A 25,181-nucleotide genomic window follows, 5' to 3' on the forward strand; every position below is an offset into this window, starting at 1 on the left:
TAATATTTATTTTAATAATAAATGAAAAACCCGGCCATACAGCCGGGTCATTATAGTTTATCGGCGAGAAGCAGGTTTACGTCCACGGGTTGTTTTACGTGGAACGGAAACAGGCTTTTCTGCTTTCGGGGCAGCTGGCCTGCCGCGACGTGCTGGTACGGCTGGCACCGCTTTCACCGCCACAGCTTTCACGGCCACAGCTTTCGCTTTTCGGGCAGAGGTTTTACGCTTTTTAGGCGTTATAATTTCTTCTTCTTCAATAACCTCTGTAACCGGAGAATCGCCTTCTTCTTCGATAAACAGATCAAAATCATCTGCCTCGAAGATATCACCGTCCTCTTCGTCGAGCAGCACAGCCAGTTCAGCTTCAGCCTCTGCTTTTGCCTTAGCCGAAGCCTTCAGGCTTTTAGCTTTTTTGCCAGCACTGCCACGGGGAATAATTTCAAGTAAAAAAGCCTCAAGCGGAGCAAGAGATGCTGCTTCAACGGGCTCATCACCAGAAACTGGTCCGATCTCTGTACCATCTGTAAAGGTTGCTGTAATACGGCATTCAAATTTTTTCGCCGCCTGACCTTTGAGACGTACACACAAACCAAGGATAGGAAGCGCCATACCACGGCTGCCACAATACTGCCCGCCGGCAACCCATGGTGACAACCAGCCTTTGCCCAGAACAGCCTGATATTCAATATCAGCCGGAGCGATCAGCGAAGCGGGAGCCACACCAAAACCTTCAATCCAGGCACGACTGCCCGGCTTACCCATCCATTCACCAAGGCGCGCGGCAACATCACCCCGGCGCTGAATATGCGCACCTATTTCAACTTCATCCTGTTTCACTGAGGCCTCAGCCTCCTGTGAGACAACAGCACCTTTAGCAGCCTGACCCTTTGTTGCTGCTGAAGCAACCAGCGGTGCTGCCGATGCGTCAGACTGCGCGCTGAGCTGAACGACCTGAAGACGGGGCGCTTCGTGCGGCGAACCATCTTCCTGATAAATTGTAACCATGACCTGAGCCGGACCCTGATGCACCCTGATCAGAGCTGCACCATTAACTGTGCTCATCCAGCCTTCACTATCAAACGTCAGAATTTCGACATTTGCTGTGTTTTTCACAGGTGGCTGCGAAATGCGTACACCAGGCAGGCCAGAGGCTGACGGAGGCTGTTGCCCTGGTGTAGAATACACACAGAACAGGCCCGTCTGAAGAGTCATCAGAGATCCTGAGACTTTTAAATCCGAAATTTTCTGCTGCGCCGACGCCTGGTTACTAGACATAAATCCTCATTCAATCAGGAATTTTTTTTAAAACTTACAAAAATAAGTTTAAATATCAGTGAATAAAGAAGCGAATGCTCCTGTGATCTCATCTCGTTCTATTTATTGCCTATATTTATGCTTTTTATCAACATCTCATTAAGCTCTGCACCTCTGAGATGCGGATTAATCACAACGCCCTGCCCTGTAGCACGAATGCGTTCAGCAGGCGCACCATGATCGAATGCAATAACAGACAACCCTGCTTTCCAGGCAAGCTCCAGTGTAAAACACCATGTTTCTGGCCAGACTGATGGTAAAAATGCAGCATCTGCCTGTATAGATTCCAGTAATGTGACTGCATCACCCTCTTTGTACCGACCGGTAATGTAAACCCGACCAGTATTCAGCAAAGGAGTATCATCAGGGGTATGCCCGACCAGAACAAATTCAAGTGGCAAATCCCGGAGAGCTGCATCAAGAGCAGCCTGATACAGCACATCATACCCTTTTTCCCGGCCAACCGCGCCCACAATACATAGCCGTAAACGCCGGGATTCTGCCTGCCTGGGTGTTTTTAAAAAACCATCGGCAGGAACATAATGTCCTGCCGTTGCCTGTTTGCCACGACCTGGCAACTCTGCTCTCTTTACTCTCTTCTCAGCAGGTCTTACCACACAGGTGATTTCGGGAAAATGTTTCAACATTCTCTGCGCAGTATCACGAGACGGTACATATACAGTATCTGCCATACTGAGAACCGATGCAGAGCGCTGTACATATACTGCAACACTAATATCTTCTTCTATATTATTGCCGCCAGTAGAAATACAACGCTCGCACCCTGAAAGATCCGGCTCGCCACAATAGTTTCCAGATGGGTCAAGCAACGAGATACGCTGACAAAACCACATATAGTCATGCACAAACACATCACAGGAGCAGCATAATTCATTTGCAAGGTGTGCAATTGACGGATGGTGACCAAGCAGATGATGCAGCTCTACCTTCTGAACATTTTCATGCTGTAAAAGATCGAGCAGCCCGGCATGCTCATCAGGCAACGTAAAAGCCAAAGACGGAAAATCCTCAGGGGCAGTACTATCTTCAATAAGGCATCCTTTTTTTGATGGCCTGAGAATTAAAACCCGAAAAGAACGCTTCCTGTAACTGGCGGCCCGCTCCTGAATAACCCGCTCAACTCCTCCGCCGTGATGATGCGTAACCAGTAAAACTGTTTTTTTACACACGCGGGCAGCCACCCCACGTGCGCGAAAACGCACCTGATCAAAACGCCGGCGCGCCTCAGACAGCGGATCACGCCTGATCCAGTCTGTCACCAGAGCATGATACCCAGGGTGCAGATCCTCAAGAGTATCAGCATTGCGTGCCATCAGATCTGCCCGGGCACTGCCGAATGAGACAGCCCCTGTATGTGCGACAAATACTCCTGGTGCGGCTTTATGCTTCCACCCCAGAGCACGGGCACGCATACAAAAATCATTTTCTTCGCCATATCCCTGGGCGAAAACATCTTCGCGCAACAGTCCTGTCTGCTTCAGGCAATCATGACGTATATAAAGGCAAAATCCGTGACCTGTCGGGATGTCATATGACACCCCTTTATTGGCTACCAGTGCTGCAGCCATGAAAACCCTTGTCTGCATTGCATCAGGTTCAGCGTTTTCTCTCTCATGCGACGGGTATGACAAAATACTGGCATCGTTTGAAAATGGTGTCACCGTACCTGTCTGCTGATCACGGTAAGCAATCCGCCTCAGTTCTGCCAGCCAGCCCTCCGCGACGCATGTATCACTATTGAGCAAAATAACATCATGGCCCGCTAAAGCCCTCAGGCCCTTATTAACTGTACCGGGAAAACCAAGGTTACGCTCATTCTGATGACAGGAGAAATTATACTTCTCGCAAAAAGCCTTAACGAAATCGGTCAGCTCCCTCTCGGGGGAAGCATCATTGATAACCAGAACCTGAATTTTTATACCCTGAGTTGTCTTTCTGACAGCTTCAAGACAGCGCCTGGTACACGTCAGGTCACGAAATACAGGAATAATAATGGCAAGAGGTGCTCGCCGCCCTGAAACCTCCGGTGCGGGAATATTGTTTGTCAGGACCGGAACGGGAAGAAAGCTTTCAGCCACACCCTTATCAGACGAAGAAAAAACCTCTGATGCAGTAAGGCGCATGCCGGCAAGGTACCTGGCAACCGCAACCGCACTCCGGGCCTTCTGCCCTGGGAAAAGCGGGCTGCCTGCCAGGTCGCGGCCATTTTCATCCCTGACACTTATAAAACCTGCAGGCAGCTCATGCTGCGAAAGTGAAAAATGACGGTACATGGCGCCCGGACGTTGAGCCCCGCCTGTTTCGTCAAGAACTGTTGCATGAACATGCTGCAGAGTTTTACCGCTCTGCACATCAATCACTTTGAGCACAGGCTCTCTTTGCGAGTCATAAGGAAACCAGGCCCAGCCTCTGAGACCTTCTGCCTCTTCTTCAACAAAACCCTCGCATTTTATAATATGCCCTGGCCTGAAATCATTACCAAAGAAATGATCACCACCGGAAAATATAACTGAGACAACCTCAGCATGCTGCCAGCCTTCGGGACAAAACCATTCTTTCCCTCTTCGGCATACAGGCTGAACCGTATTGTCATAACATACACTGACAGGCTTTAACGGAAAACGGCTCCCCCACCTGATCTGACCATTACCCTCAAGCCCGCACCAGCCTGCGGCCCCATTAAGGTGGTAAATTTTGCTGACAAAATCAGCGATATCTGCATTACAGGAAAAATGAGACAACAAATGCTCTGCAGCGGCTAACGCACCCGCGACGTCCTGCAATTCAAGGCGCAAACCTGAAAGCAGCATCCACCCTTCTTTAAAATCACACTCTGACAATAACGCAGAAAGAAGTATTTCTGCTTCAGACAGATCTCCTGTCATCTGGCGTGCAAGCACCAGGGCAAACATGACATGCTGGCTTTCAGGAGCCTGCCTGTTAGCATATTCAAGAAGGTCTCTGGCGGTGGCGTAGTCACGCTCTGCCCAGGCTTTAAGACCACTATAATAGGTTTTCTGCGCCTGCTGACTGGCAATGACCGCACGGGACCGGGCGCTCAGTGTCACATCCTGCCAGATCAGTGCTGCTCCGGAAGACCCGCTCATAAGAAAAACCTGGCTTTTCTGATACTCAAATAAAGAGACCGGGCTGCTGCTCAGCCGTCATGACTGGCGGCAGGAACACGGGTCTCAGCCTCAGCAGCCTCAAGGTTTGCAAGCTCAGCCGCTGCTTCAGAGATGCCCTGGGCTGCTGCCTTTTTATACCATATTTTTGCCTGTTCTGTATCCTGCTCACCAGCGCGGCCGGCAGCAAGGTAACGTCCCATCATCAACTGTGCAGGAGGGTTATTTTTCTCCGCTGCTTTCCTGAACCACTGCTGCGCAGCGACAAGGTCCTCAGGCACATCGTGCCCGCCGCCGTACATTGCACCAAGCGAGAACATTCCCCACACGTGCCCCTGGGCCGCTGCTTTTTTATATAACTCCAGTGCTTGCTGGTGGTCCATTGGCCCACCAGTGCCATTCACCAGAAGATCAGCATAAGCAACCTGGGCATCTGTCATACCAGCCTCGGCAGCTTTTCTGAGCCAGGCGCGACCTGCTTCAGGGTTCTTATCCGTGCCACGTCCATGCAGAGTAAGAATACCATACCAGTACTGTGCATTAACAATTTTATCAGCTGCAATACGCAGCCATCTGAGTGCCTCTGCATCACTCTTATAGCTTTGCTCTGTGCCTACCCCCTGAATAAGACACACGGCCAGATTAAAAGCTGACAAAGCATCACCCTGTTCAGCCTTTGTACGATATACCTGAATAAGGTCAGCGCTTATATCGGAAGAAGCCTGCCCCTGAAGCAGCATATTGCTCAGATCAATGGTTGCGTGATTGTGCCCCTGCTCGACTGCGAGCCTGAACCAGCGCTCAGCTTCACGCTCATCCCTGGCAACACCAACGCCCTCTTTAAACAGGGTCCCCAGCGTATAGCTGGCAGCTGCATGACCGGCTTTTGCTGCCTGCTGATACCACGAAACAGCCTCGACATAATTCGGAGGCAAATCACCACCGCGACCGTACAGATCGCCCAGAGTAGCCGCCGCCTCTGCATCACCGCCTAATGCTGCACGCCTGAGCCAGGTCTCTCCGCGCACGACATCACGTTCCATACCGTGGCTACCAGCCATTAAGGCTACACCCAAACGAGCCTGAGCTTTTGGAACACCCTGCTCGGCAGCTTTACTGTAATATGAAAAAGCGGCACCTTCATCAGCAGAGCAGCCACCCATGCCATGCTCATACATCACACCCATCAGATATAATGCTGTAGATAAACCAGCATCAGCAGCCTTTCTCAGGTGCTGCGCTGCGACAATATAATCATCCTGAGAAGAGGCTGTCCCCAGTGTCAGCAGCCCCAGCCCAAGGTGGCCCTGAGCATTTCCCGCTTCAGCAGCCTTACGATACCAGTTTCGGCCTTCTTCAGGATTTCTGACATCCTCAGGCCCGTTACACAGCACATAACCATAAATTGCCTGGCCATCGACATCACCGAGCTCAGCCGACAATTTAGCCCAGACCGCGGCCCGGTGAAAATTAGGCTCACCTTTTTCAACAAGAGGCGAGCTCGCACCAAAAAGAGCACCTGAGCTGCCCTGATCTTCAATACTGGCCGGCAAACCGTTCAGATACAATGTTGCCATCGTAAAACCAGCTTTAGGCCAGCCTTTACGTGCAGCCTGGCGCATCCAGCGTACCCCCTCCGGCAGGTTGGGTGGCACCCCGTTACCTGTCAGATAAGCATCGGCAACAAGAAACTGCGCTTCAGGGATATCTTCACGAGCAAGCAGAGAAAGCTGCGAAAAACCCTTAATGGCTGTTTCGGAGGCAGCCATCAGAGCCTTTGCTCCCTCAAGACGGGCCTCGGCAGACCCATCGCGTCCGACCATCCGTTTGATTAAGCTTACGACCATAATGACTACCCTTATATTGTATGCCTGAACCGCAACTCTTCTTTTACGGCTCGCGCATTCCCTGGTTCATAAGCGGCATGATCGTATTAAGCATATACTGCATAATCGTTCTCTTACCGACCTTAATATCCGCTGTTATTGGCATACCAGGCTGAGGATGGAAGAAACTCGGAACGCCATGTAAAGTGTATTTATCAATTCTCATATGAACCCTGAAAAACGCCTGGTTTTTCGGATCAAGTGAGACACCGACCTGCTGCGCATCCTCATCCTGAACGAAGGAGTCCGCACTAATCGTTCTGACAACAGCCTCTGCACCGCCATACTGCTGGAAAGGGAAGGTTTCAAATTTAACCAGAGCTTTGTCACCCAGCTTTACAAAACCAACGTCTTTACCGGACAGAACAGTCTCAACCTCAAGCCCCTTACCAACCGGAATCAGGGTCATCATACGCTGCCCGGCAGAGAGAACACCGCCGACAGACACTCTGGCCAGACTAAGAATAATTGAGTCCTCAGGGGCCCTCATAATCACAAGCTGACTGTGAAGAAGTGCTTTACGATATGATGCTTTTGATTCAGCCAGATGATGTTCAGCAGTATTCAGATCGCGATAAACCTCAGCCTTCCAGTTCTGAATATAACTCTCTTTTTCTGAAGTCTGTGCCGCAAGTTTATTGCTGGTTGATGCCGCCTGCTGCTGTGCAGCGATCTGCGAGCGCTCAATATCCATCAGGGCATTCTGGGCACTCAGCGTTGAAAGCTTACTGCCAACCTGATCTTTCTGCAGCTGCATACGCATAGAGTGCACATCTGCTGCGACTTTACTTTGCGCTGCATACATAGCTGCACTTGCCTGATACCCTTTCATATCATGCTGAAGGCTGGCGATCATTTTATCATAATTAGTAATCTTGGCATTATACTCACCCTGACGGCGAATAAAGGCTTCAGCCTGCTGAGCTGATACAAGATTCTGAGCTGTAGCCGTATACGTCCTGCCATCAGCCTCAGCCAGCAGACGATCTACCTCAGCCTGGTACTGATCTGTCTGGGCACGCATATTATCAATATCAGCACCGGTTGTTGTCGGATCAAGCTCAGCTAATATTTCGCCTTTACGAACGTAATCACCTTCACGCACCTTAATAGAACGTACAATTGACGCATCAAGAGGCTGAATAACTATTGGTGTTTCCGTTGAAATCAGCCGTCCTGACGTTGAAACCACTTTATCAAGCGGAAAAACAACCATAACTGTCAGGGTCGAGAGCATCAGTGCACCGATCAGCCAGATCATATACTGTGCTGATGCCGTTGGCGGCATGTTAACCAGAGCCGCAGTAGGCGAATGAAACTCAAGCAGGCCTATAGGCAGGTCACCAGGAGCGTAGGGGTCATCTGCCTGCCGGATAAAAGCTGTCGCTGTTTCATCTGGCATCTCATACTGAACAGGTTCCTGTGACTGAGGCTGCCCTGCGGGAATAATATCCTTCTCGCTCATGGCTTATTCTCCTTCCGCGATAAGGGAGGTATCACCCACGGCACTACCATGTGTATGACGGTTCTGCTGCATCCAGAGCGTACGATAAATATCACACCGCTCAAGCAAAACATCATGAGGCGCTATATCAACGACAGACCCCTTATCCATCACACAAATCTGGTCACAGTTCACAAGCGATGACAAACGGTGCGACACAATGACCATCGTGCGCCCTTTGCCTATACGTTCCAGGTTGGCATTCACCAGTGCTTCACTCTCAGGGTCGAGAGCTGATGTTGCCTCGTCGAGAATCATCAGTTTCGGATCGGTGATGACTGCACGGGCAATAGCAAGACGCTGACGCTGCCCACCGGAAATATTAGTCGAGCCCTCTTCAATAAAGGTCTCATACCCTGCAGGCATACGCTCAATAAACTCCTCAGCGCCAGCCATACGTGCTGCACGCATAACATCATCAATCGTATAGCCCGGACGACCCGCCGTAATATTTTCACGGATTGTACCACGAAACAGAAAGTTATCCTGCAACACAACACCGAAGGAACGACGCAGATGGGTAAGGTTAATTTCCCGCAGGTCAATACCGTCAAGGCGCAGATAACCCGTATAAGAACGGCTGACACCCTGCAGCAGACGGGTTATGGTTGATTTACCTGAACCACTTCGCCCGACCAGACCCAGCATAGTGCCGGCAGGAATCTGAAAGTTCACATCTTTAAGCGCCAGACTTGTCGCGCCGGGATAGGTAAAGTTAACGCCATCAAAAACAAGAGCGCCTTTAATAGCCGGACGCATTCCTGTTGTCAGCGCAACTGTCTCTGACGGCTGATTCAGGACCGAAGCCGCATCGCCTAAGGAGGTCATAACTTCCGTATAATCATCCATCAGCTTGGCCAGGCCAACAAGCGGAGAGGCAACACGACCACCCAGCATCATAAACGCAACAAGCGCACCAACACCTACTGTACCGGGACTTGTCAGCGTGAGATAAGCGCCAACAATAAGAATGCCGCGACTAATAAACAAATCCAGCGGCATCACCAGCGTTTGTGGCCAGTTCATCATACGTCCGGCAGCAAGCTTCCAGCGCACAACGCGGGCTGTCATTTCATCCCACACATGCTTACGGCTGTTTTCAAGAGCCAGCGTTTTGAGAGTACGAATACCAGCGACAGTCTCATAAAGAATCGCAGAACGATCACGTTCAGCAAGCAGCTGATGCTGCATGACTTTAGTAACAGGGCCGGTAAACAACACTACAATGAGCCCGATAAAACCAGCGGCACCTATTGTCATCCAGGCCAGTGTCGAACTTAAGAAGAACAGAAACGGTAAAATTACAACAAGAGTAAACAAATCCAGAAAAGTGGACATAAGCCTGCCGGTCAAAAAGTCACGCACTTTATAAATAGCCATGACACGACCAAGAAGGTTACCCGCCTGCTGCCGCTCAAAATACTCAAGAGGTAACGACACAAGACGATTAAAAATATTAAGAGATAAACGTGAATCAACACGGGTTGTCAGAACGAGGGAAACCTCACGCCGTGCATAAGACAAAAGAATTTCATAAACTGAAAACACGACGATCATACCGGTAATCGCCACCAGAGTAGACATCGAGTGATAATTAATAACTTTATCAATAATCTGCATCACGATAAGCGGCGGAAAAATCTGCAGCACACTTAATGTCATTGACGACAGTGCAATATCACGCAGGGATTTCTTCTCACGCAACACCATCTTGGTAAACCAGGCGAAACTGATTGGCGCATCAGCCTCTGACTGCCCCTCTCGTGCTTTCACCAGAACGATCTCACCTGTCCAGATACGGCTCAGGCGCAGCTCGTCAACTGGTACCGGGGGTGTCTCTTCCCCCTTCAGGGGATCACGCAGCCAGACAACACCGCGGTCGGGCGTTGTATTGACCATAATGGCCGCTGATCCATCTTTAAAAAGCAGAACAATAGGGGGCGAATTCGACATTCTGACAAGGTAGCGCCACTTGATCTGCATCCCCTTGGCGGCAGCACCCTGCTCTTTCAGCCAGCGGCACAACGTTGCAGGAGACGGGCTGACCTCACCTGGCTCTGCCGCAAAATCCCGTATATCAAGCTCAAGCCCATGAAACCGCGCCGCTGCAATAACAGCACGCAACCGGATAATAGCGGGTGATACGCGTTCTTCACCCATATCAGTATGTGACTGAGAGCCAGAGACTTCCGGAACATTGTCAGAATGATTCACGAACAACCCTTTTGATAAAACGCAAACATTTCGTGTCGTTAAAAACTTTTTGTCACACAATCAGAGAGAATATAACTCTTTGAAAAAAATAATAATCAGAAATCAGGTGTTTTTTTGTGCAACAGAGCTTTGACACCTAACTGAACCACATTGAAAAATCACTCAAAAATTTTCACAAACTATCCTTAAGTCCGTACATTCCTGACACAACGCGGCTTTGCACAACCATATCGCACACCTCGTTTATGACATTTTTTTCACAAATAAGAAATACTTGTGTAAAAAAACAACATTGCCCCGTTGCACGATCGCGAAATATTTTCGCCAGAAGCTGGTCTATATCAAACGGATTAACACAACATGCACATGTGCGCCCGTGCCTTACCAGAGGACCATACCAGACACGGCTTTCTGCCCAGCTCTGCAGCAGATCAGAATGTAGCGTAAAATTGATAAATACTGCGGCACTCTGATTCCGCTGAGCCGGAACATTCTCCTCTGCCACGACGAACAGAGGCACTCGCCTGTCCTCTTCCCCTCTCCACCGCAGCCTTGCGGTGGACAGAGACGCCTGTCTCTGAAATAAGGTAGCGTCACGCAGCGCTGCTGCCTGCCCGTCCCCTCCCTCCTCTTTTCGCTCCATGGATGCCATGCCCTCTCGTCTCTCTCTCTCTGATGCCCTGCGTGAACACGTCCTGCTCTGCGATGGTGGAATGGGCTCGCGTATTCAGATGCTCGATCTGGACCTGACACGCGATTACTGGGGACAGGAAAACTGTACTGAAATTCTTACTCTGTCACGCCCTGAACTGATTCGTGAAATCCATCGCGGTTATTACGAAGCCGGTGCTGATATGGTCGAGACCAATACATTTGGCGGCTCTCCGATAACATTAAGCGAGTTCGGACTGACAGACAAAGCCCGCGAGATCAATCGTAATTCTGCCATTCTGGCACGTGAGGCCGCTGAAAGCTTCTCTGATGGCCGCCACCGCTATGTTCTGGGCGCTGTAGGCCCTGGCACAAAACTTCCCTCTCTGGGTAACGTTGATTACGACACTCTTGAAGCCGCACTGACTGAGCAGGGACGCGGCCTGATTGAAGGCGGTGTCGATGCGTTTCTGATAGAAACCTGCCAGGACACCCTTCAGATCAAAGCGGCTGTCAACGCCATGAAAGCTGCCCGTGCAGAAATGGGCGTACATCTGCCTATCTTTGTGCAGGTAACCGTTGAGGCAACAGGTACTCTGCTGGTTGGCCCTGACATCGCCGCCGCAGCCACGGTTATTCACAGCCTGGACGTTGACCTGATGGGCCTTAACTGCGCCACAGGCCCGCAGGAAATGGCAGAGCACGTGCACTGGCTTTCCGAAAACTGGCCACGCCTGATCTCTGTACAGCCTAATGCAGGCCTGCCTGAACTGATTGATGGTCAGACACATTACCCTCTCTCCCCCGAGGAGATGGCCGCATGGGTAGAACGCTTTATTAACGAAGACGGCCTCAACCTTATTGGCGGCTGCTGTGGCACATCGACACCTCATATCGCGGCTCTTGACGCCATGCTGCGCCGCCGCGCAGAGGGCACTGGCCACCACCGCCCGGCCCCTGCCAGACGCACATCTGTGTGGGTTCCTTCAGTCGCCAGTCTGTATAACCAGGTACCACTGAGACAGGAAAACGCCTATTTCTCTATTGGCGAGCGCTGCAATGCCAACGGGTCTAAAAAATGGCGTGAACTTCAGGAATCTCACGACTGGGACGGCTGCGTCTCGCTTGGTCGCGAGCAGACCAAAGAAGGCTCAAACGCCCTCGACATCTGTACCGCTTTTGTCGGGCGTAATGAAACAGCAGAAATGAATGAAGTGATCAGGCGCTTCACCTCATCAGTTAACGCCCCTCTGGTCATTGACTCAACCGAAACACCCGTGATCGAAGCCGCCCTGAAGCTGCATGGTGGCAAACCCATCATCAACTCCATCAATTTTGAAGACGGAGACGGCCCGGCAGCAGACCGCATGGCCCTCGCCCGTAAATTCGGTGCCGCAGTCGTTGCTCTGACCATTGATGAAGAAGGGATGGCCCGCAAACCAGAAGACAAACTGCGTATCGCAAAGCGCCTGATCGAATTTGCCTGCGATCAGTACGGACTGCCGCAGTCTGACCTGATGATCGACCCGCTGACCTTCACCATCGCCACCGGTGCTGAAGATGACCGTAAGCTTGGGGTGTGGACACTTGAAGGCATTAAACTGATCCGTGACAACTTCCCGGATGTGCAGATTGTTCTTGGTCTCTCCAATATTTCCTTCGGTCTGAATCCGGCAGCACGTGCCGTACTCAACTCTGTTTATCTCGACCATGCAGTCAAGGCCGGTATGACGGCTGCCATTGTGCATGTCTCAAAAATCCGCCCGCTGCACATGATAGCGCCAGAAGAAGTCAAAGTTGCAGAAGATCTGATCTTTGACCGCCGCACAGCAGATTATGACCCGCTGCAAACTCTGCTTGCCATGTTTGCGGACCGGAAGGCATCTGAAGCCGTCAAGCGTAAAAAAGCAGACACCGCGCAGGAGCGACTCAAAGACCGCATTGTTGACGGTGACCGAAAAGGCCTGGAAGCAGACCTTGAAGAAGCCATGACAGAAATGTCACCACTCGACATCATCAACACAGTACTGCTTGACGGTATGAAAGTGGTTGGTGAGCTGTTTGGCGCAGGCAAAATGCAGCTGCCTTTTGTGCTTCAGTCTGCCGAAACTATGAAGGCTGCTGTTGCCTGGCTTGAACCTCATATGGATCGGGCTGAAGGCCAGCAGCGCGGCACAATCGTCCTGGCAACGGTTAAGGGTGATGTACACGATATTGGCAAAAACCTGGTTGATATCATTCTGACCAATAACGGCTACCGCGTAGTGAACCTGGGTATTAAAGTGCCCGTAGCTGACATGATCGAGGCTGCAAAACGCGAAAAAGCCGATGCCATTGGCATGTCAGGTCTGCTGGTTAAATCAACAGTGATTATGCGTGAAAACCTCGAAGAAATCACCCGTGGCGGGCTCGACGTTCCCGTTCTTCTTGGAGGGGCGGCACTGACCCGCAACTATGTTGAAGAAGACTGCGTAGCCTCCTACAACCCTTCAGGGCGGGTCGCTTATGCCCGTGATGCGTTTGATGGCCTCACGTTAATGGACCAGATTACGCAAAACCGCTTTGATGACTATCTCTCCGCTATCAGCAAGCGTCGTGAGGGCAAAGCAAAACGTCAGGCTGCCCGTACACCTGAAGACAGCATTACACGCGGTTATGGTCCGGTCGACCGCGAAGCCGCCCGCGCCAGACGCACCAGGCTGACACAGGATGAGGCTGTACTGACCCCGCCCTTCTGGGGTAATAAAATCCTCTCTGTTCCGACAGAGGCGGTTATTCCTTTCCTCAATGAGCGCTCACTCTACCAGTTCCAGTGGGGGTTCAGAAAGCAGGGCCGTTCGCTCGATGAGTTTATGGTATGGGCGAAACAGGAGCTTCGACCTGTGCTCAGACGGATGCTCGACATCGCCGCGGCAGATAATATACTCACACCGCAGGCGTCATACGGCTACTGGAAAGCCGCAGGCGATGGTAATGACCTCGTTTTATTTGATGAAGATGGCATAACGGAAGCCGCACGCTTTACTCTGCCTCGTCAGCCACGTGAAGATGGTGAATGTATTGCTGACTTTGTGCGTGATATTTCTGACGCACAGCGTGACGTTGTCGCCCTGCAGGTTGTTACCGTGGGGCAGAAAGCCTCTGACATTGCCCGCGACTGGTTTGAAGAGAACCGCTACCAGGATTATCTCTACCTGCACGGTCTCTCAGTTGAAATTGCTGAAGCTATGGCGGAATATACCCACAAGCGCATTCGTTCAGAACTTGGCTTTGCCATTGAAGACGACCGTAATATGGAAAAACTGCTTCAGCAGGGCTATCGTGGGTCACGCTATTCTTTCGGCTACCCGGCCTGCCCGCGCCTGGAAGATCAGCACCCTATTCTCAAGCTGCTGAATGCACCTGATATTGGGGTATCTCTGACAGACGGTGATCAGCTTCACCCGGAACAATCAACATCTGCGCTTGTTATTATGAACAAACATGCGAGATACTTCACTATCTGAGACTATCAGCCTGGATTTTTTCTTATAAAAACCCGGGCTGACGGTTTTTATAAGAAAAAGGAACGCCCATAACGTGGCTCTGCTAACGCTTATTAATCTGGCCGGAAGTATCGCGCTGCTGTTATGGGGCGTACATATGGTGCAGACCGGCGTACAGCGAGCCTGCGGTGCACGCCTTAACAGCCTGCTGGCCCGTATGCTGGGCAATCGCTTTCAGGCATTTCTGACAGGTCTTGGCATAACAGCTATCCTTCAGTCTTCAACCGCAACAGGGCTGATGATTACAGGCCTGGCAGGACGTGGCCAGCTTGAGCTGGCACCGGCTCTGGCTGTTATGCTGGGTGCCAATGTTGGCACCACACTCATTGTTCAGCTCCTTTCGTTTGATGTCTCCTCCATCGCGCCGGCATTTGTATTAACCGGAGTCATGCTGTTTCGCCGCAGTCAGGGCGCATGGCGCGATTCAGGCCGTGCTTTTATTGGCCTGGGACTGATCCTGATCTCACTGCGACAGTTTCTGGTTCTGCTTGGACCATATACTCATAAAGCAGAGTTTACGGCGGTTCTGGCCTCTATGGGCTCACATGATATTGCCGCTATTCTGCTGGGAGCTGTCATTACCTGGCTCAGCCATTCTTCTGTTGCCACGGTTATGCTGGTTTCAACCTTTGCAACCAGCAACACCATCACCCCGGAAACAGCTCTGGCCCTTATTCTGGGTGCCAATATCGGTACCTCCATTAACCCCGTAATGGAAGGGAACCGTACCAGCCCTATTGCCCGCCGTATTTCTATGGGTAACCTGCTGGTGCGTATCGTCGGGGCATGTATGCTGCTGCCGGTTCTGCCATGGATCAGCACCCTGATTACACGCCTCGAGCCTGATGCCGCCCGCCAGGTAGCCAACTTCCATACTCTGTTTAATGTTGGCCTCGCGGTTATTATGCTACCCGCCCTGAAAATATATACCAGATTAATGGAAAAACTCATCCCGGACATTCCGGATGACAAAAAACAATCTCCAGGCACTCCACGCTATCTGGATACACTCCTCCTTGATAAGGCGCCTCAGCTGGCCATTGGCAGTGCCGCCCGCGAAGCCATGCGGCTGTGTGACCTTCTTGTAACCATGCTCGCGACTATGGGCGAAGGTATGAACACGACTGACCCGTCCCGTGCAGCGTCAGCCCGCCCTTTAGGTAACGCCATTGAAGATCTGGGCGCGTCTATCCGTTCTTATCTGGCCGGGCTCGACCCCGAAACTGCCAGTGAACCGGAAATGGAGGCCGCTGAGGAAATTCTGGCATTCTGTAATCAGCTCCTGCATGCTGAAGACATTGTAGAACGCAGCCTTGTGCCTATGGTACAAAAAATGGCGCGCCAGCGTATTTCTTTGCCTCCGTCACTTCAGGTGCCCGTGCAGAAAATGATGGATCAGCTCGCACGCAACCTGAATATCTGCGCGACTGTTCTGCTACGACAAAACACTTCGGAGACCAACCCACTGGCAGGCCAGAAGGATTTTTTCCGAACACTTGAATCAACAGCAACTGCTGCCTATTTTGAGCGCCTGCGCAAACAACCCGGAGACAGCAATTCATCAGCTGAATATAACCTGCGGGAGGAAGTGGTGACCTATCAGCTCACCCTTTTACGTGACCTTCGCCGTGTCAATACGCATATTGTTGCCGCAGCGTCTTACTCACTCCCTACAGGAGAAGACTGAACGTGGCTGCGATCGATATTATCGCGCTTGTCCTCGTTACTTTATCTGTGCTGCATGGCCTTATACGGGGCTTTGCCAGGCAGGCACTTGGCATAGGGGGGTGGGTTATCGCTCTGCTACTGGCCTGCCGTTACTATACTAACCTGATTCCCTGGACCCGCTCCTTCATCCACGACCATACTGTGGCAGATATTACCGCCTTTATTTCACTGATGCTCGTGCTGCTTGTCGTGGCTTCATTCGCCTCTTCCCTGATCGTGCGGGTGATTCATCAATCAGCCCTTCAGGGGCTCGACCACACACTGGGTGCCCTTTTTGGACTTGCGCGCGGGGTCCTTCTGGTTTTATTGCTTTTTGTGTCTGCACAGTGGCTTTTACCCCCGGAAGATATCCATGATATTGAAAATAAAGGGAAATTTACACCCTATATCCGGATGGGAGTCGCTTACATTCAGCCTTTTATGCCTGATTTTACGACAAAAGGGGTTGCGCCAGATCGCACAGCAGGTCATGACGCCACCTTATAGCTCATTTGGCACTTTTTCGGCTTTCTGCGGAGACCCTTCTTACTCATGAATGCCCCCGGTTCCTTACCCCCCGTACCATCAGCACATGATGATGATCATCTGCACGAAGAATGTGCTGTTTTTGGCATCTGGAACGCCAGAAATGCTGCCGCTCTGACTACTCTTGGCCTGCATGCTCTCCAGCACCGTGGCCAGGAAGCAGCTGGTATCGTCTCATGCGATGACAACTCTGAATTCTACTCCCACCGCGGACTGGGACTCGTCAGCGACGTTTTCAGTGACCCGCGCGTTATGGCAACACTTAAAGGCAACCGTGCCATCGGGCACAACCGCTACGCCACAACAGGCGCAACACTGCTACGCAATGTGCAGCCCTTATTTGCTGAGTTCGCCTTTGGTGGCCTGGCTGTTGCCCACAATGGCAACCTGACAAACTCAGAAACACTGCGTAAAGAACTGATCCTGCGCGGATGCCTCTTTCAGTCCACCATGGATACAGAGGTCTTTGTTCATCTGATCGCGACCTCTCTCTATGCAACTGTTGAAGACCGCCTGATTGACGCTCTAAAACGTGTTACCGGTGCTTACTCACTGGTTGTTCTGTCAGGTGATGCCCTGATCGGTGCCCGCGACCCTATGGGCGTTCGCCCGCTGGTTCTGGGGCGCCTGAGCGGTACAGATGGTGATGGCGACAGCTGGGTTCTGGCATCTGAAACCTGTGGTCTTGATATTATCGGCGCAGAGTTCGTCAGAGATATCGAACCAGGCGAGCTTGTCATTATTGATAATGATGGCGTGCGCTCTCTGCGCCCGTTTGGTCAGACCAAACCCCATTTTTGTATCTTTGAATATATCTACTTTGCACGTCCCGATTCTGTCCTTGAGGGGTTGCCGGTTTATGCGGTCAGAAAGCAGATCGGTCAGGAACTTGCCCGCGAAAGTGGCGTTGAGGCAGATATCGTTGTGCCTGTACCGGATTCAGGTGTGCCTTCTGCCATGGGGTATGCTGAAGCCAGCGGCATTCCTTTCGAGCTGGGTATTATCCGCAATCACTATGTTGGCCGTACCTTCATTGAACCCACTGACCAGATCAGAAACCTGGGCGTTAAAATGAAGCATTCGACAAACCGCCCTGCTCTGAATGGTAAGCGCGTTATTCTGGTCGATGATTCAATTGTACGCGGCACAACCTCACGTAAAATCGTCGACATGGTACGGGCTGCCGGCGCGAAAGAAGTGCACATGCGCATTTCCTCTCCGCCAACTCAGCACTCCTGCTTTTATGGTATCGATACCCCTGAGCGCAGCCAGCTGCTCGCCGCACAGCACGACCTGAAGAAAATGGCTGAACTGATTGGCGTTGACAGCCTTGCCTTTATCTCTCAGGACGGCCTCTACCGTGCTATGGGCTATGAAAGCCGTGAATCCTGCCGCGATCGTTATTGCGATGCGTGCTTTACCGGTGACTACCCTATTCCGCTCATTGACCATGATAAAGAATTTGGTACAGGCACTGCCTGAGGCAAAGCCAGACAAAAAAAGGAGCTTCCGTAAGGAAGCTCCTTTTTTTATAACCAGCCTAAAGCTTTTTATTTACTGAGACGTAACCTGCCGGGAGGCCTGATCTGCCTGCAACATTCTCAGCTGAGTTGCCGCTGTATCAGATAACTGCCCCAGCAGCAGACTCATATCCTGAATCAAAGCAGCTGAAGAAGACGGAGCCTTCCCCTCAAGAGTCAGACGCTGCATATAAAAAGGCTGATTTGTATCAATTGCACGCACTGACAAAATCGCTTCAAGCTGCGTACGACCTGACGGCCCCCGACTGAAGTGAGTGACCGAAAGCTCGACATAAGCATCCGGCTGCGTTGAAACAGCATCATTCTCAGCAAAAACAGCCGAGCCGGGCAAACGCTGTGCAATATCACCTGCCAGAGCATGACTTATCTGAGCAGAGAGAGAGTCACTCCAGGCATCATTCTGAGAAAGTGTCAGTCGATAACCTGAATCAGCCGTTACAATACGATCCCGATCCAGGCCAGAGGCAATGGTAGGAAGCCGCACTTCGACATAACGCGGACCACCTGATAAGGGCTGCCCGGGTGTAACGGCAAGCGTATAAAATGCCGGATTGGCACCTGAAGAGCAGGCTGTAAGTGATGTTGCCATAACACTCAGCGCTGCAAAACCAGATAAAAAAGAACGGCGCCCAGAAAAAGAACGGGCAGACCGAAGAGCAAAAAGCATTTTCATGGCTTAACGTCCTGATATCAGCGCAGAAGGATGATTTGTCAGAAAATCAGCCAGGAAACGCATAGAACGGGCGGTCTGACTCAACTGAAGAATCATGGTTTGCATATTACGATAGAAGTCTGTGTTCTTACCATAACTGCCCATAAGCTTGTTGGCATTCGCGATTGTCTGCTCAAGCTGCTTCGTCATGGCAGGCAGGCTTTGCATCAGTGGTGCAGTACCTTTACGCAGTTCGGTGCTCATGACCTGCAGATTCTGTAATGACGCTCTCAGACTGGTCAGGCTTTGACGCACATCCGGGCTGACCAGTGTCTGATCAGCATGAGCCAGAAGATTGCTTGCGTTCACACCAAGCTGCTCAAACGGTACACCAGCAAGACGTGCTGCCACTGTGGAGAGAGATTCCATAATGCCATTCATACCACCAGGCTGGCCAGGAATAACGAGGGTCGTGCCGTCCATCTCCACCTGAGCAGGCTGAGCATTTTTAACGAAATTGAGCGAGATCATACTTTCGCCAGTAAGAAAACTCACACTGTCAACAGAAGCACGCAGCCCGTGCTGAACCAGAGTTCTGAAAATATCTGTTAATGCACCATGCTTAAGCTTATTAGCGTCAAGAACACGCTCCGGCTGAATCTGCATACCAACACGAACGCGAGGCTGATCAGTCTTCGCATTCATCTCAAATTTCACGCTGGTCACATTACCTATCTGCAGGCCGAACATGCTCACTTTGCTGCCAACAGTCAGACCCTGCACTGAAGATGTCAGGTAAGTCACAAGCGGCACACGCTCATGATAACCGGCTGTTTCAGCATCTTCCCTGCTCTCATACAGCTTAAACAACGTATTCTCAGGCGCGTCGTACTGCGTCACGGTGTCATATTTAAGCGGCAGGCCAAAAGCGACCCCCCCTGAGAACAACGCCTGCAACGACTGCAACTGCACCTTGAGACCACCAGCACCAAAACCAACAGTGACACCCGACACGTTCCAGAAACGCGTGTCTGTGTGCAGATATCTGTCATAAGGCTGACGAATAAACAGCTCAATAAGTACTGGCCCAATCCCGCCAGGAGGCATGGTGTAACCCAGCACCTCACCAACAACCATATCACGGAAGAAAACCGGTGCTCCCGTACCAATAGACCCGATTGAAGAGGCAAGCAGATAATATGTCTGACCTGGCTGGTCAGAGGTTATACCTGGCGGTGATTCGAGGCCGCGAAAATGAGTAACATGCCATAGATCTTTCTCACCTGGCGTTACCAGCCCCGGGTCGAACGCGATATAGGCACCTGATAAAAGGGTCTCAAGACCTGTAATACTGGCCCCGTTAATACGCGGACGAACCACCCAGAACCTGGCGCGGTTTGTCAGCATATAGCTTGTGCCTGCATTCATACGAATACGAACCTCAACATGGCTCATATCATCGACAAGCATAATTTTCTCGACAGTACCGAGCACAACTGACTTATTTTTAACCTGCGTCTGACCACTGGTCAGACCATCAGCAGTGTCAAAAATCACCGTCACTTCGGGCCCGTTATTGGCAAAACTACGCCAGACCAGAAAACCTGCAATGAAAATAGAGAGAACAGGAATGATCCAGATAATTGAAAACCGGATACGACGCAGGGCAGAATCAGGCATAGCATCATCCTGATCCGGTGAGTTGTTATGTGTATTCTGCTTATTCACGCCTCGTCGGGCTCCATATTAGCTGAATAAAATTTCTCATCGCGAACCATAAGCGCCTTCTGAGAAGGCTGAAGTACACGCGAACTCCGGTCACCTTTGTTTTTTTGAGCAGCATCCCACATCAGGCGCGGATCAAAAGTATGGGCCGCAAAAATTGTCAGCACAACAACTGCGGCAAAACACACCATGCCACCATCCGCCGAGATGCTGGCAAGGTGACTAAACCTGACAACAGCAACGAGGATAGAGACCATAAAAACATCAATCATAGACCAGCGGCCAACAACATCGATAACTCTGAAGAGCTTTGACCTCAGAACCAGCCCTTTGGCTGAATGACGATATATTGTCACAACCATAACGGAAAGCCCAACCACTTTAAGCACCGGCACAGTAACGCTGGCAAATAACACCAGGATGGAAAGGGGTATCATATCACTCTGCCAGAGCTCTATTGCGCCCTGAATGATTGTATGACCCGAACCATTACCCAGACTGATCACTGTCATGACCGGATAAATATTTGCTGGCAAATAAAAAACAATCGCTGAAATCAGCAATGCTGTTGTGCGATGCAGACTGTTGGCCTTTCTTTGCCTGACCACATGCGAACATCGCGGGCAATGCCCTTCAGGATTGCTCGGATGTACATCGTGATCAAAAGCAAGGACCAGACCACAACTCAGACAGGAAACTCTGCGGGAAAAAGGATGCGTCTCGACTGAACACTGGTCAGCAGTAATCGTTTCAACAGGAACGCGGCTCCCGTTCATCATATGCATAAAAGAGTCAATTTTACGCTTACGCCATATCATTTCCATATCAAGCGTTGCATCTGTGGCTGCCATAGACACCATCAGAGCAGCAACCAGGTAAAGCGCCGGACCCACTTCAACAAAGGCCAGATCAACAAGCTTAGTGTAAGCAACAAATACACCAAGAATATAAACCTCAACCATCGACCATGGGCGTAAGATTTCATACCATTTCAGGAGGTATGGCACCCATGATGGCAGCTGAGGGCGCAGGGCTGTTGTCAGAATGAGCCCCATCAGGGCAATCACCACGCCAGGAGCCAGCACCGTTACCAGACCGACCAGAATACCGGCCTCGCCCCAGCCTTCATGTAAAAGCTCTATAGGGCCTGTAACCATATCTACAGTTCTCTGACGGCCATACAGGTCAAGCGTCATAAGCGTAGAAAATAACATCGCAATATAAAGAGCAGCAGAACTAATGCAAAAAGCCAGAGGTGTCGCGATCGGAGCAGTCCTGTTACGGCGATCAAGTAACTGGTTGCAGCGCGAACAACGGGCCTGTGTCCCTTCTTTAAGCTCTGGCAGCTTCTGATGCAGGCCGCAGCAGGGACACTCCATCACGTCCTGCACTACGTAAACCCGGCGCGACGTATCAACCGGTCCGGCCTGCTGGTACGCAGCCACATCCCGCTGCAAAGTCTGAAAAAGAGACATTTTCATGATTACGAGACTTTAACGCAAAAAAAATTCTGACGTAACAGAATAAATGAATAACGCTTCATCTTTTAACCTGGCCCTTTTTGTACAGAGTTTTTTCTGCAGTCGTGCTCATTCCTGGTTGCGTTTCCTATATGAGCATGATAGTCAGCGGTCGAAAATAAGTTATGCCCGCTTAGCTCAGTTGGTAGAGCACGTCATTCGTAATGATGGGGCCGGTGGTTCGAATCCGCCAGCGGGCACCATTTTCACTCCCTGATAAAATTACTAATAACCAGAGTTTAGCGCTCAGTTGCTCTGTTGTGCCAGAAAATACAGACTAATCGCAAGATGGTGGCCATTCGAATAATTCAACCCTGTTACCATCCCGCGTGACAGCAGGTCCGCCTTATCATCACCAAGAGCTGTTACAAAAGCCTCACGATCTCTCTGCGCAACAAGCGCAACCGTACAGGCTTTATCATTATGCATCAGGCGTGCTGCGGCCTGTGCACCAAGCAGCTTCACCTTCCCTCCCAGCAAAAATACAAGACTGGGCTCAGAAAAAGAAACTGAAATCACCTGTGTTTTATCACCGCAAGGACGGTACGTTTCAGCAAGAGCTGCGAGGCGGGGTGCCAGCCATATACTGTGCAACTTTGGCACAACAACCGTAAACAAACCGGCATAAAGCAGCAGTGCGCAGGTCGCACTGGTCACAAAAGCCTTAATAAGCTCAGAGCGTACCAGCATAACTGCTGAAATAATAACCAGAGGACCACACCCTCCTGCCAGAATGAATGCTGGCAGCGAGAGCTGCCCCTCCAGACGCCACAGAAGAACCGGACCGGCGACCGACAAAGCAAGCCCTGTTATCGTCCATAATCCGCCATACACACAAAGAGCAACACGAGCCCAGAGTGCTTTTGGCCAGTTTCTCCAGACCGGGTCACCCTGTGCCAGAGCTCCGGCCGTGAGAACAGCAAGTGCCGGATAGGTCGGCAAAACATAATGGGGGAGTTTGGTTGCAATAGCTTCAAACACAAGCCAGTGGGGAATGATCCAGCATAAAAGATAGCGGACTGCCGGGGTTAAACGGTTACGCCACACCACAGGTAACGCTGCGACCACAAAAAACGACCCTGGCCAGAACGCCAGCAAAAACACAAGAAGATGATAACCTGGAGGTAAACCATGAGCCTGCTGCCCTGAAGCAACCTTACCCAGGAAATTCGTACCAACTGCATTACTAAAAAATGCACCGTGGCTCACTACGCCAATAGCAACACACCATGGCAAAACAATAACCAGTGAAACTATCCAGCCCCAGCCGGGTCGCAATCTACGCCAGATATCAGCCTTACGCTCTGTCAGACAAAAAGCTGCAACCGTACCAAGTGTAGGAATGAGAATGACAGGACCTTTGAGCATCAGCCCAAGACCTGCCGCCCCCCAGAATAACAGAGCAGTTTTAATGGGTGTAACACGCCTGGCCTCGCGATCAAGCAAAACCCGTACAAGGGCAACCTGCGCCAGCATAACAGAAAATAAGAGCGTGGAATCTATGGTCCCCATACGACTTTCAGCCGTAACGAGCACCGAAGCCATGAGCATAGCAGCTGCAAAAAAACCAGCTGAAGCGCCAAAAAGCACCGAAGCCATCCAGGCTGTTATCGCCACTGATGCAGACATGGCAAGCAGAGAGGGGACACGATACGCCCACACAGCACGGTCGTGCAGTGTACCACTCAGAGCAACTGAAGCCGCCTCGAGCCAGTAAATACCAGCCGGCTGAAGATATCGCGGCTTATCCTGAAAGCGCACATCAACAAAGTTGCCACTTTCGAGCATCTGCGCTGTGGCCTCCATATATCGTGGTTCATCACGATCAAACGGAGGCGTCGAGGCACGCCCGGGCAAAAATACCAGGAATGCAAAAATACCAATAAAAACAAGAGACCAGATAGACAGCCGGGACTTACCCTGGAAATGTCTCAACATTCCCGAACCGATTTTGGCAGTCTGGTGCGGTTGCGCAGCCACATAACCCCAAGCAGGTCACGCACGCCAACAATCGCCCTGTTAAGGTTTGTATATTTGGACTGACCATGCAACCTGGGACGATGCCCCACAGAGTGACACAGCAGCGGCACACCATAGGAATTGAGCAGAGCCGGTAAAAACCTGTGAAGCCCCTCAAACTGTGGCAGACGCAAAAAAACATCGCGCTGAAACAGTTTCATAGGCGCACCGGTGTCAGGGCAGTCATCATTCAGCAGCCGGCGGCGCAGCCCGTTAGCAAAACGTGTTGCCAGCACACGCGACAGACCGTCACGACGACGACGACGCACCCCCACAACTAAAGGGGGTGTGCCACTGGCTAACTGTGCCAGACGAAGCATTTCTATAAATTCGTGTGGATCATCCTGGCCATCACCGTCAAGCGTGGCAACCCACTCCCCCCGTGCAGCAGTAATGCCTGTACGCAGAGCAGCCGATTTCCCGCAACAACGTTCGTGACAGAGAATACGCAGCGTAGGCAATTGCTCATCACGCAGCTTTTGAAGAACAGCCACTGTGTCATCGCGGCTGCCATCATCAACAAAGATAATTTCTGTTTCAGGCAGGCTGCGACAGGCGTCAGCCAGCTCCTGACAAACAAAAGAGAGGTTATCGCTCTCGTTAAGAACAGCGATAACAAAGCTCAGAACCGGTACTGTATCAGACCGGGAAGAAGAGTGGATGCTCAAACCGGGCAACAGCGCAGTTTACTTACGCTGCTGGTCGGGCCAGAGCTGCTGGCAGATCGGAAATAGCACGATCAACCAGTGCTGAAGCTCCATCTTCTTTAAGCGATTCAGCAATAACCTGACGGCTGGCTTTTATCGCAACATCAATAGCAGCCTGACGCACCTCACGGGTTGCTGCACGCTCAACAGCACTGATACGGTCACGAGCACTCTGCTCATGCTGTTTCACTGCGGCTTCAGCGTCTTTACGTGCCTGTTCTGCTACTTCAGCAGCATGACGCAGTGACTGCTCAACCATTGTTTTGGCTTCAGCAAGTGCCTGCTCACGGTCACGGGTCGCATCTTCAAGCATCTGTTCAGCCTCACGACGCAGACGGGCTGCTTCGTCAAGGTCCTGACGGATACGCTCTGCACGGCTATCGAGAATAGTCACGATAGGGGTCCAGAGTTTGCGACCAAAAAATACGAAAAATAAAACGAAGGATACGGCTACCCAAAAGCCTGCTTCGTGAAAAATGCCATTCATGACGGTTCTTCCTC

Annotated in this window: 15 protein-coding genes and 1 tRNA gene; 5 read left to right on the plus strand and 11 right to left on the minus strand. The window is 51.2% G+C overall.

Features of this window, described 5'->3' with window-relative positions; all coding sequences use genetic code 11:
• Window positions 1-57: 57 nt before the first annotated feature.
• From GOB58_RS10905 to GOB58_RS10925, 5 genes are all read right to left on the minus strand, one after another.
• Window positions 58-1,215, minus strand: a complete 1,158-nt coding sequence (locus GOB58_RS10905) for a hypothetical protein (protein ID WP_233127803.1) — start codon at window positions 1,213-1,215, stop codon at window positions 58-60.
• Window positions 1,216-1,376: 161 nt separating this feature from the next.
• Window positions 1,377-4,445, minus strand: coding sequence for a glycosyltransferase (locus tag GOB58_RS10910; RefSeq protein ID WP_173560207.1), 3,069 nt, complete (start codon window positions 4,443-4,445; stop codon window positions 1,377-1,379).
• 50 nt (window positions 4,446-4,495) lie between these two features.
• A complete protein-coding gene (locus GOB58_RS10915; RefSeq protein WP_173560208.1) occupies window positions 4,496-6,310 on the minus strand; it encodes a tetratricopeptide repeat protein in 1,815 nt (604 codons plus the stop codon).
• Between the two features lie 43 nt (window positions 6,311-6,353).
• Window positions 6,354-7,814, minus strand: coding sequence for an HlyD family type I secretion periplasmic adaptor subunit (locus GOB58_RS10920; RefSeq protein ID WP_173560209.1), 1,461 nt, complete (start codon window positions 7,812-7,814; stop codon window positions 6,354-6,356).
• Window positions 7,815-7,817: 3 nt separating this feature from the next.
• A complete protein-coding gene (locus GOB58_RS10925) occupies window positions 7,818-10,013 on the minus strand; it encodes a peptidase domain-containing ABC transporter (RefSeq protein WP_194299706.1) in 2,196 nt (731 codons plus the stop codon).
• 695 nt (window positions 10,014-10,708) lie between these two features.
• Here GOB58_RS10925 and metH point away from each other — a divergent pair.
• The 4 genes from metH (at window position 10,709) to purF (ending at window position 17,998) form a co-directional block, all read left to right on the plus strand.
• Window positions 10,709-14,224 (plus strand): methionine synthase, encoded by a 3,516-nt coding sequence (gene metH, locus GOB58_RS10930; RefSeq protein ID WP_407651757.1) that lies wholly within the window; start codon window positions 10,709-10,711, stop codon window positions 14,222-14,224.
• Window positions 14,225-14,297: 73 nt separating this feature from the next.
• Window positions 14,298-15,950: a Na/Pi cotransporter family protein gene (locus tag GOB58_RS10935; RefSeq protein WP_158092779.1), complete on the plus strand. Its 1,653-nt coding sequence runs from the start codon at window positions 14,298-14,300 to the stop codon at window positions 15,948-15,950.
• Window positions 15,951-15,952: 2 nt separating this feature from the next.
• Complete coding sequence (locus tag GOB58_RS10940) at window positions 15,953-16,477, plus strand: CvpA family protein (protein ID WP_173560212.1); 525 nt, start codon at window positions 15,953-15,955, stop codon at window positions 16,475-16,477.
• A gap of 45 nt (window positions 16,478-16,522) precedes the next feature.
• Entirely contained in the window at window positions 16,523-17,998 is a 1,476-nt protein-coding gene (purF, locus tag GOB58_RS10945) for an amidophosphoribosyltransferase (protein WP_086636158.1), read from the plus strand.
• A 72-nt stretch (window positions 17,999-18,070) separates the two neighbouring features.
• Here purF and GOB58_RS10950 read toward each other — a convergent pair whose 3' ends face one another.
• Genes GOB58_RS10950 through GOB58_RS10960 form a run of 3 tightly spaced genes read right to left on the minus strand, consistent with a single transcriptional unit; the run spans window position 18,071 to window position 21,915 of the window.
• Window positions 18,071-18,730, minus strand: a complete 660-nt coding sequence (locus GOB58_RS10950) for a PqiC family protein (RefSeq protein WP_086636157.1) — start codon at window positions 18,728-18,730, stop codon at window positions 18,071-18,073.
• Between the two features lie 3 nt (window positions 18,731-18,733).
• A complete protein-coding gene (locus GOB58_RS10955) occupies window positions 18,734-20,389 on the minus strand; it encodes a PqiB family protein (RefSeq protein ID WP_086553971.1) in 1,656 nt (551 codons plus the stop codon).
• Window positions 20,390-20,433: 44 nt separating this feature from the next.
• Window positions 20,434-21,915 (minus strand): paraquat-inducible protein A, encoded by a 1,482-nt coding sequence (locus tag GOB58_RS10960; RefSeq protein ID WP_233133287.1) that lies wholly within the window; start codon window positions 21,913-21,915, stop codon window positions 20,434-20,436.
• A gap of 166 nt (window positions 21,916-22,081) precedes the next feature.
• On the opposite strand from GOB58_RS10960, the gene GOB58_RS10965 reads away from it, so the two are divergent.
• Window positions 22,082-22,157 (plus strand) — tRNA-Thr (locus GOB58_RS10965).
• A 43-nt stretch (window positions 22,158-22,200) separates the two neighbouring features.
• Here GOB58_RS10965 and GOB58_RS10970 read toward each other — a convergent pair.
• From GOB58_RS10970 to atpF, 3 genes are read right to left on the minus strand one after another with little or no spacing between them, the layout of a single operon-like run.
• Complete coding sequence (locus GOB58_RS10970; protein ID WP_173560213.1) at window positions 22,201-23,892, minus strand: ArnT family glycosyltransferase; 1,692 nt, start codon at window positions 23,890-23,892, stop codon at window positions 22,201-22,203.
• Window positions 23,886-24,650 (minus strand): glycosyltransferase, encoded by a 765-nt coding sequence (locus GOB58_RS10975; protein WP_369822914.1) that lies wholly within the window; start codon window positions 24,648-24,650, stop codon window positions 23,886-23,888. Before GOB58_RS10975 ends, GOB58_RS10970 begins: the two co-directional genes overlap by 7 nt.
• 13 nt (window positions 24,651-24,663) lie before the next feature.
• A complete protein-coding gene (gene atpF, locus GOB58_RS10980) occupies window positions 24,664-25,158 on the minus strand; it encodes a F0F1 ATP synthase subunit B (RefSeq protein ID WP_173560227.1) in 495 nt (164 codons plus the stop codon).
• Between the last annotated feature and the right edge of the window lie 23 nt (window positions 25,159-25,181).

The sequence above is a fragment of the Acetobacter thailandicus genome (assembly GCF_011516655.1).
Taxonomy (GTDB): Bacteria; Pseudomonadota; Alphaproteobacteria; order Acetobacterales; family Acetobacteraceae; genus Acetobacter; species Acetobacter thailandicus.

What these genes read in the sequence shown, in the direction of transcription:
- GOB58_RS10950 (WP_086636157.1), bottom strand. Translation starts at nt 18,730, where the DNA reads ATGAAAATGCTTTTTGCTCTTCGGTCTGCCCGTTCTTTTTCTGGGCGC.
- GOB58_RS10910 (WP_173560207.1), bottom strand. Translation starts at nt 4,445, where the DNA reads ATGAGCGGGTCTTCCGGAGCAGCACTGATCTGGCAGGATGTGACACTG.
- GOB58_RS10920 (WP_173560209.1), bottom strand. Translation starts at nt 7,814, where the DNA reads ATGAGCGAGAAGGATATTATTCCCGCAGGGCAGCCTCAGTCACAGGAA.
- GOB58_RS10960 (WP_233133287.1), bottom strand. Translation starts at nt 21,915, where the DNA reads ATGAAAATGTCTCTTTTTCAGACTTTGCAGCGGGATGTGGCTGCGTAC.
- GOB58_RS10970 (WP_173560213.1), bottom strand. Translation starts at nt 23,892, where the DNA reads ATGTTGAGACATTTCCAGGGTAAGTCCCGGCTGTCTATCTGGTCTCTT.
- purF (WP_086636158.1), top strand. Translation starts at nt 16,523, where the DNA reads ATGAATGCCCCCGGTTCCTTACCCCCCGTACCATCAGCACATGATGAT.
- GOB58_RS10925 (WP_194299706.1), bottom strand. Translation starts at nt 10,013, where the DNA reads ATGGGTGAAGAACGCGTATCACCCGCTATTATCCGGTTGCGTGCTGTT.
- GOB58_RS10915 (WP_173560208.1), bottom strand. Translation starts at nt 6,310, where the DNA reads ATGGTCGTAAGCTTAATCAAACGGATGGTCGGACGCGATGGGTCTGCC.
- GOB58_RS10905 (WP_233127803.1), bottom strand. Translation starts at nt 1,215, where the DNA reads ATGACTCTTCAGACGGGCCTGTTCTGTGTGTATTCTACACCAGGGCAA.
- metH (WP_407651757.1), top strand. Translation starts at nt 10,709, where the DNA reads ATGGATGCCATGCCCTCTCGTCTCTCTCTCTCTGATGCCCTGCGTGAA.
- GOB58_RS10955 (WP_086553971.1), bottom strand. Translation starts at nt 20,389, where the DNA reads ATGCCTGATTCTGCCCTGCGTCGTATCCGGTTTTCAATTATCTGGATC.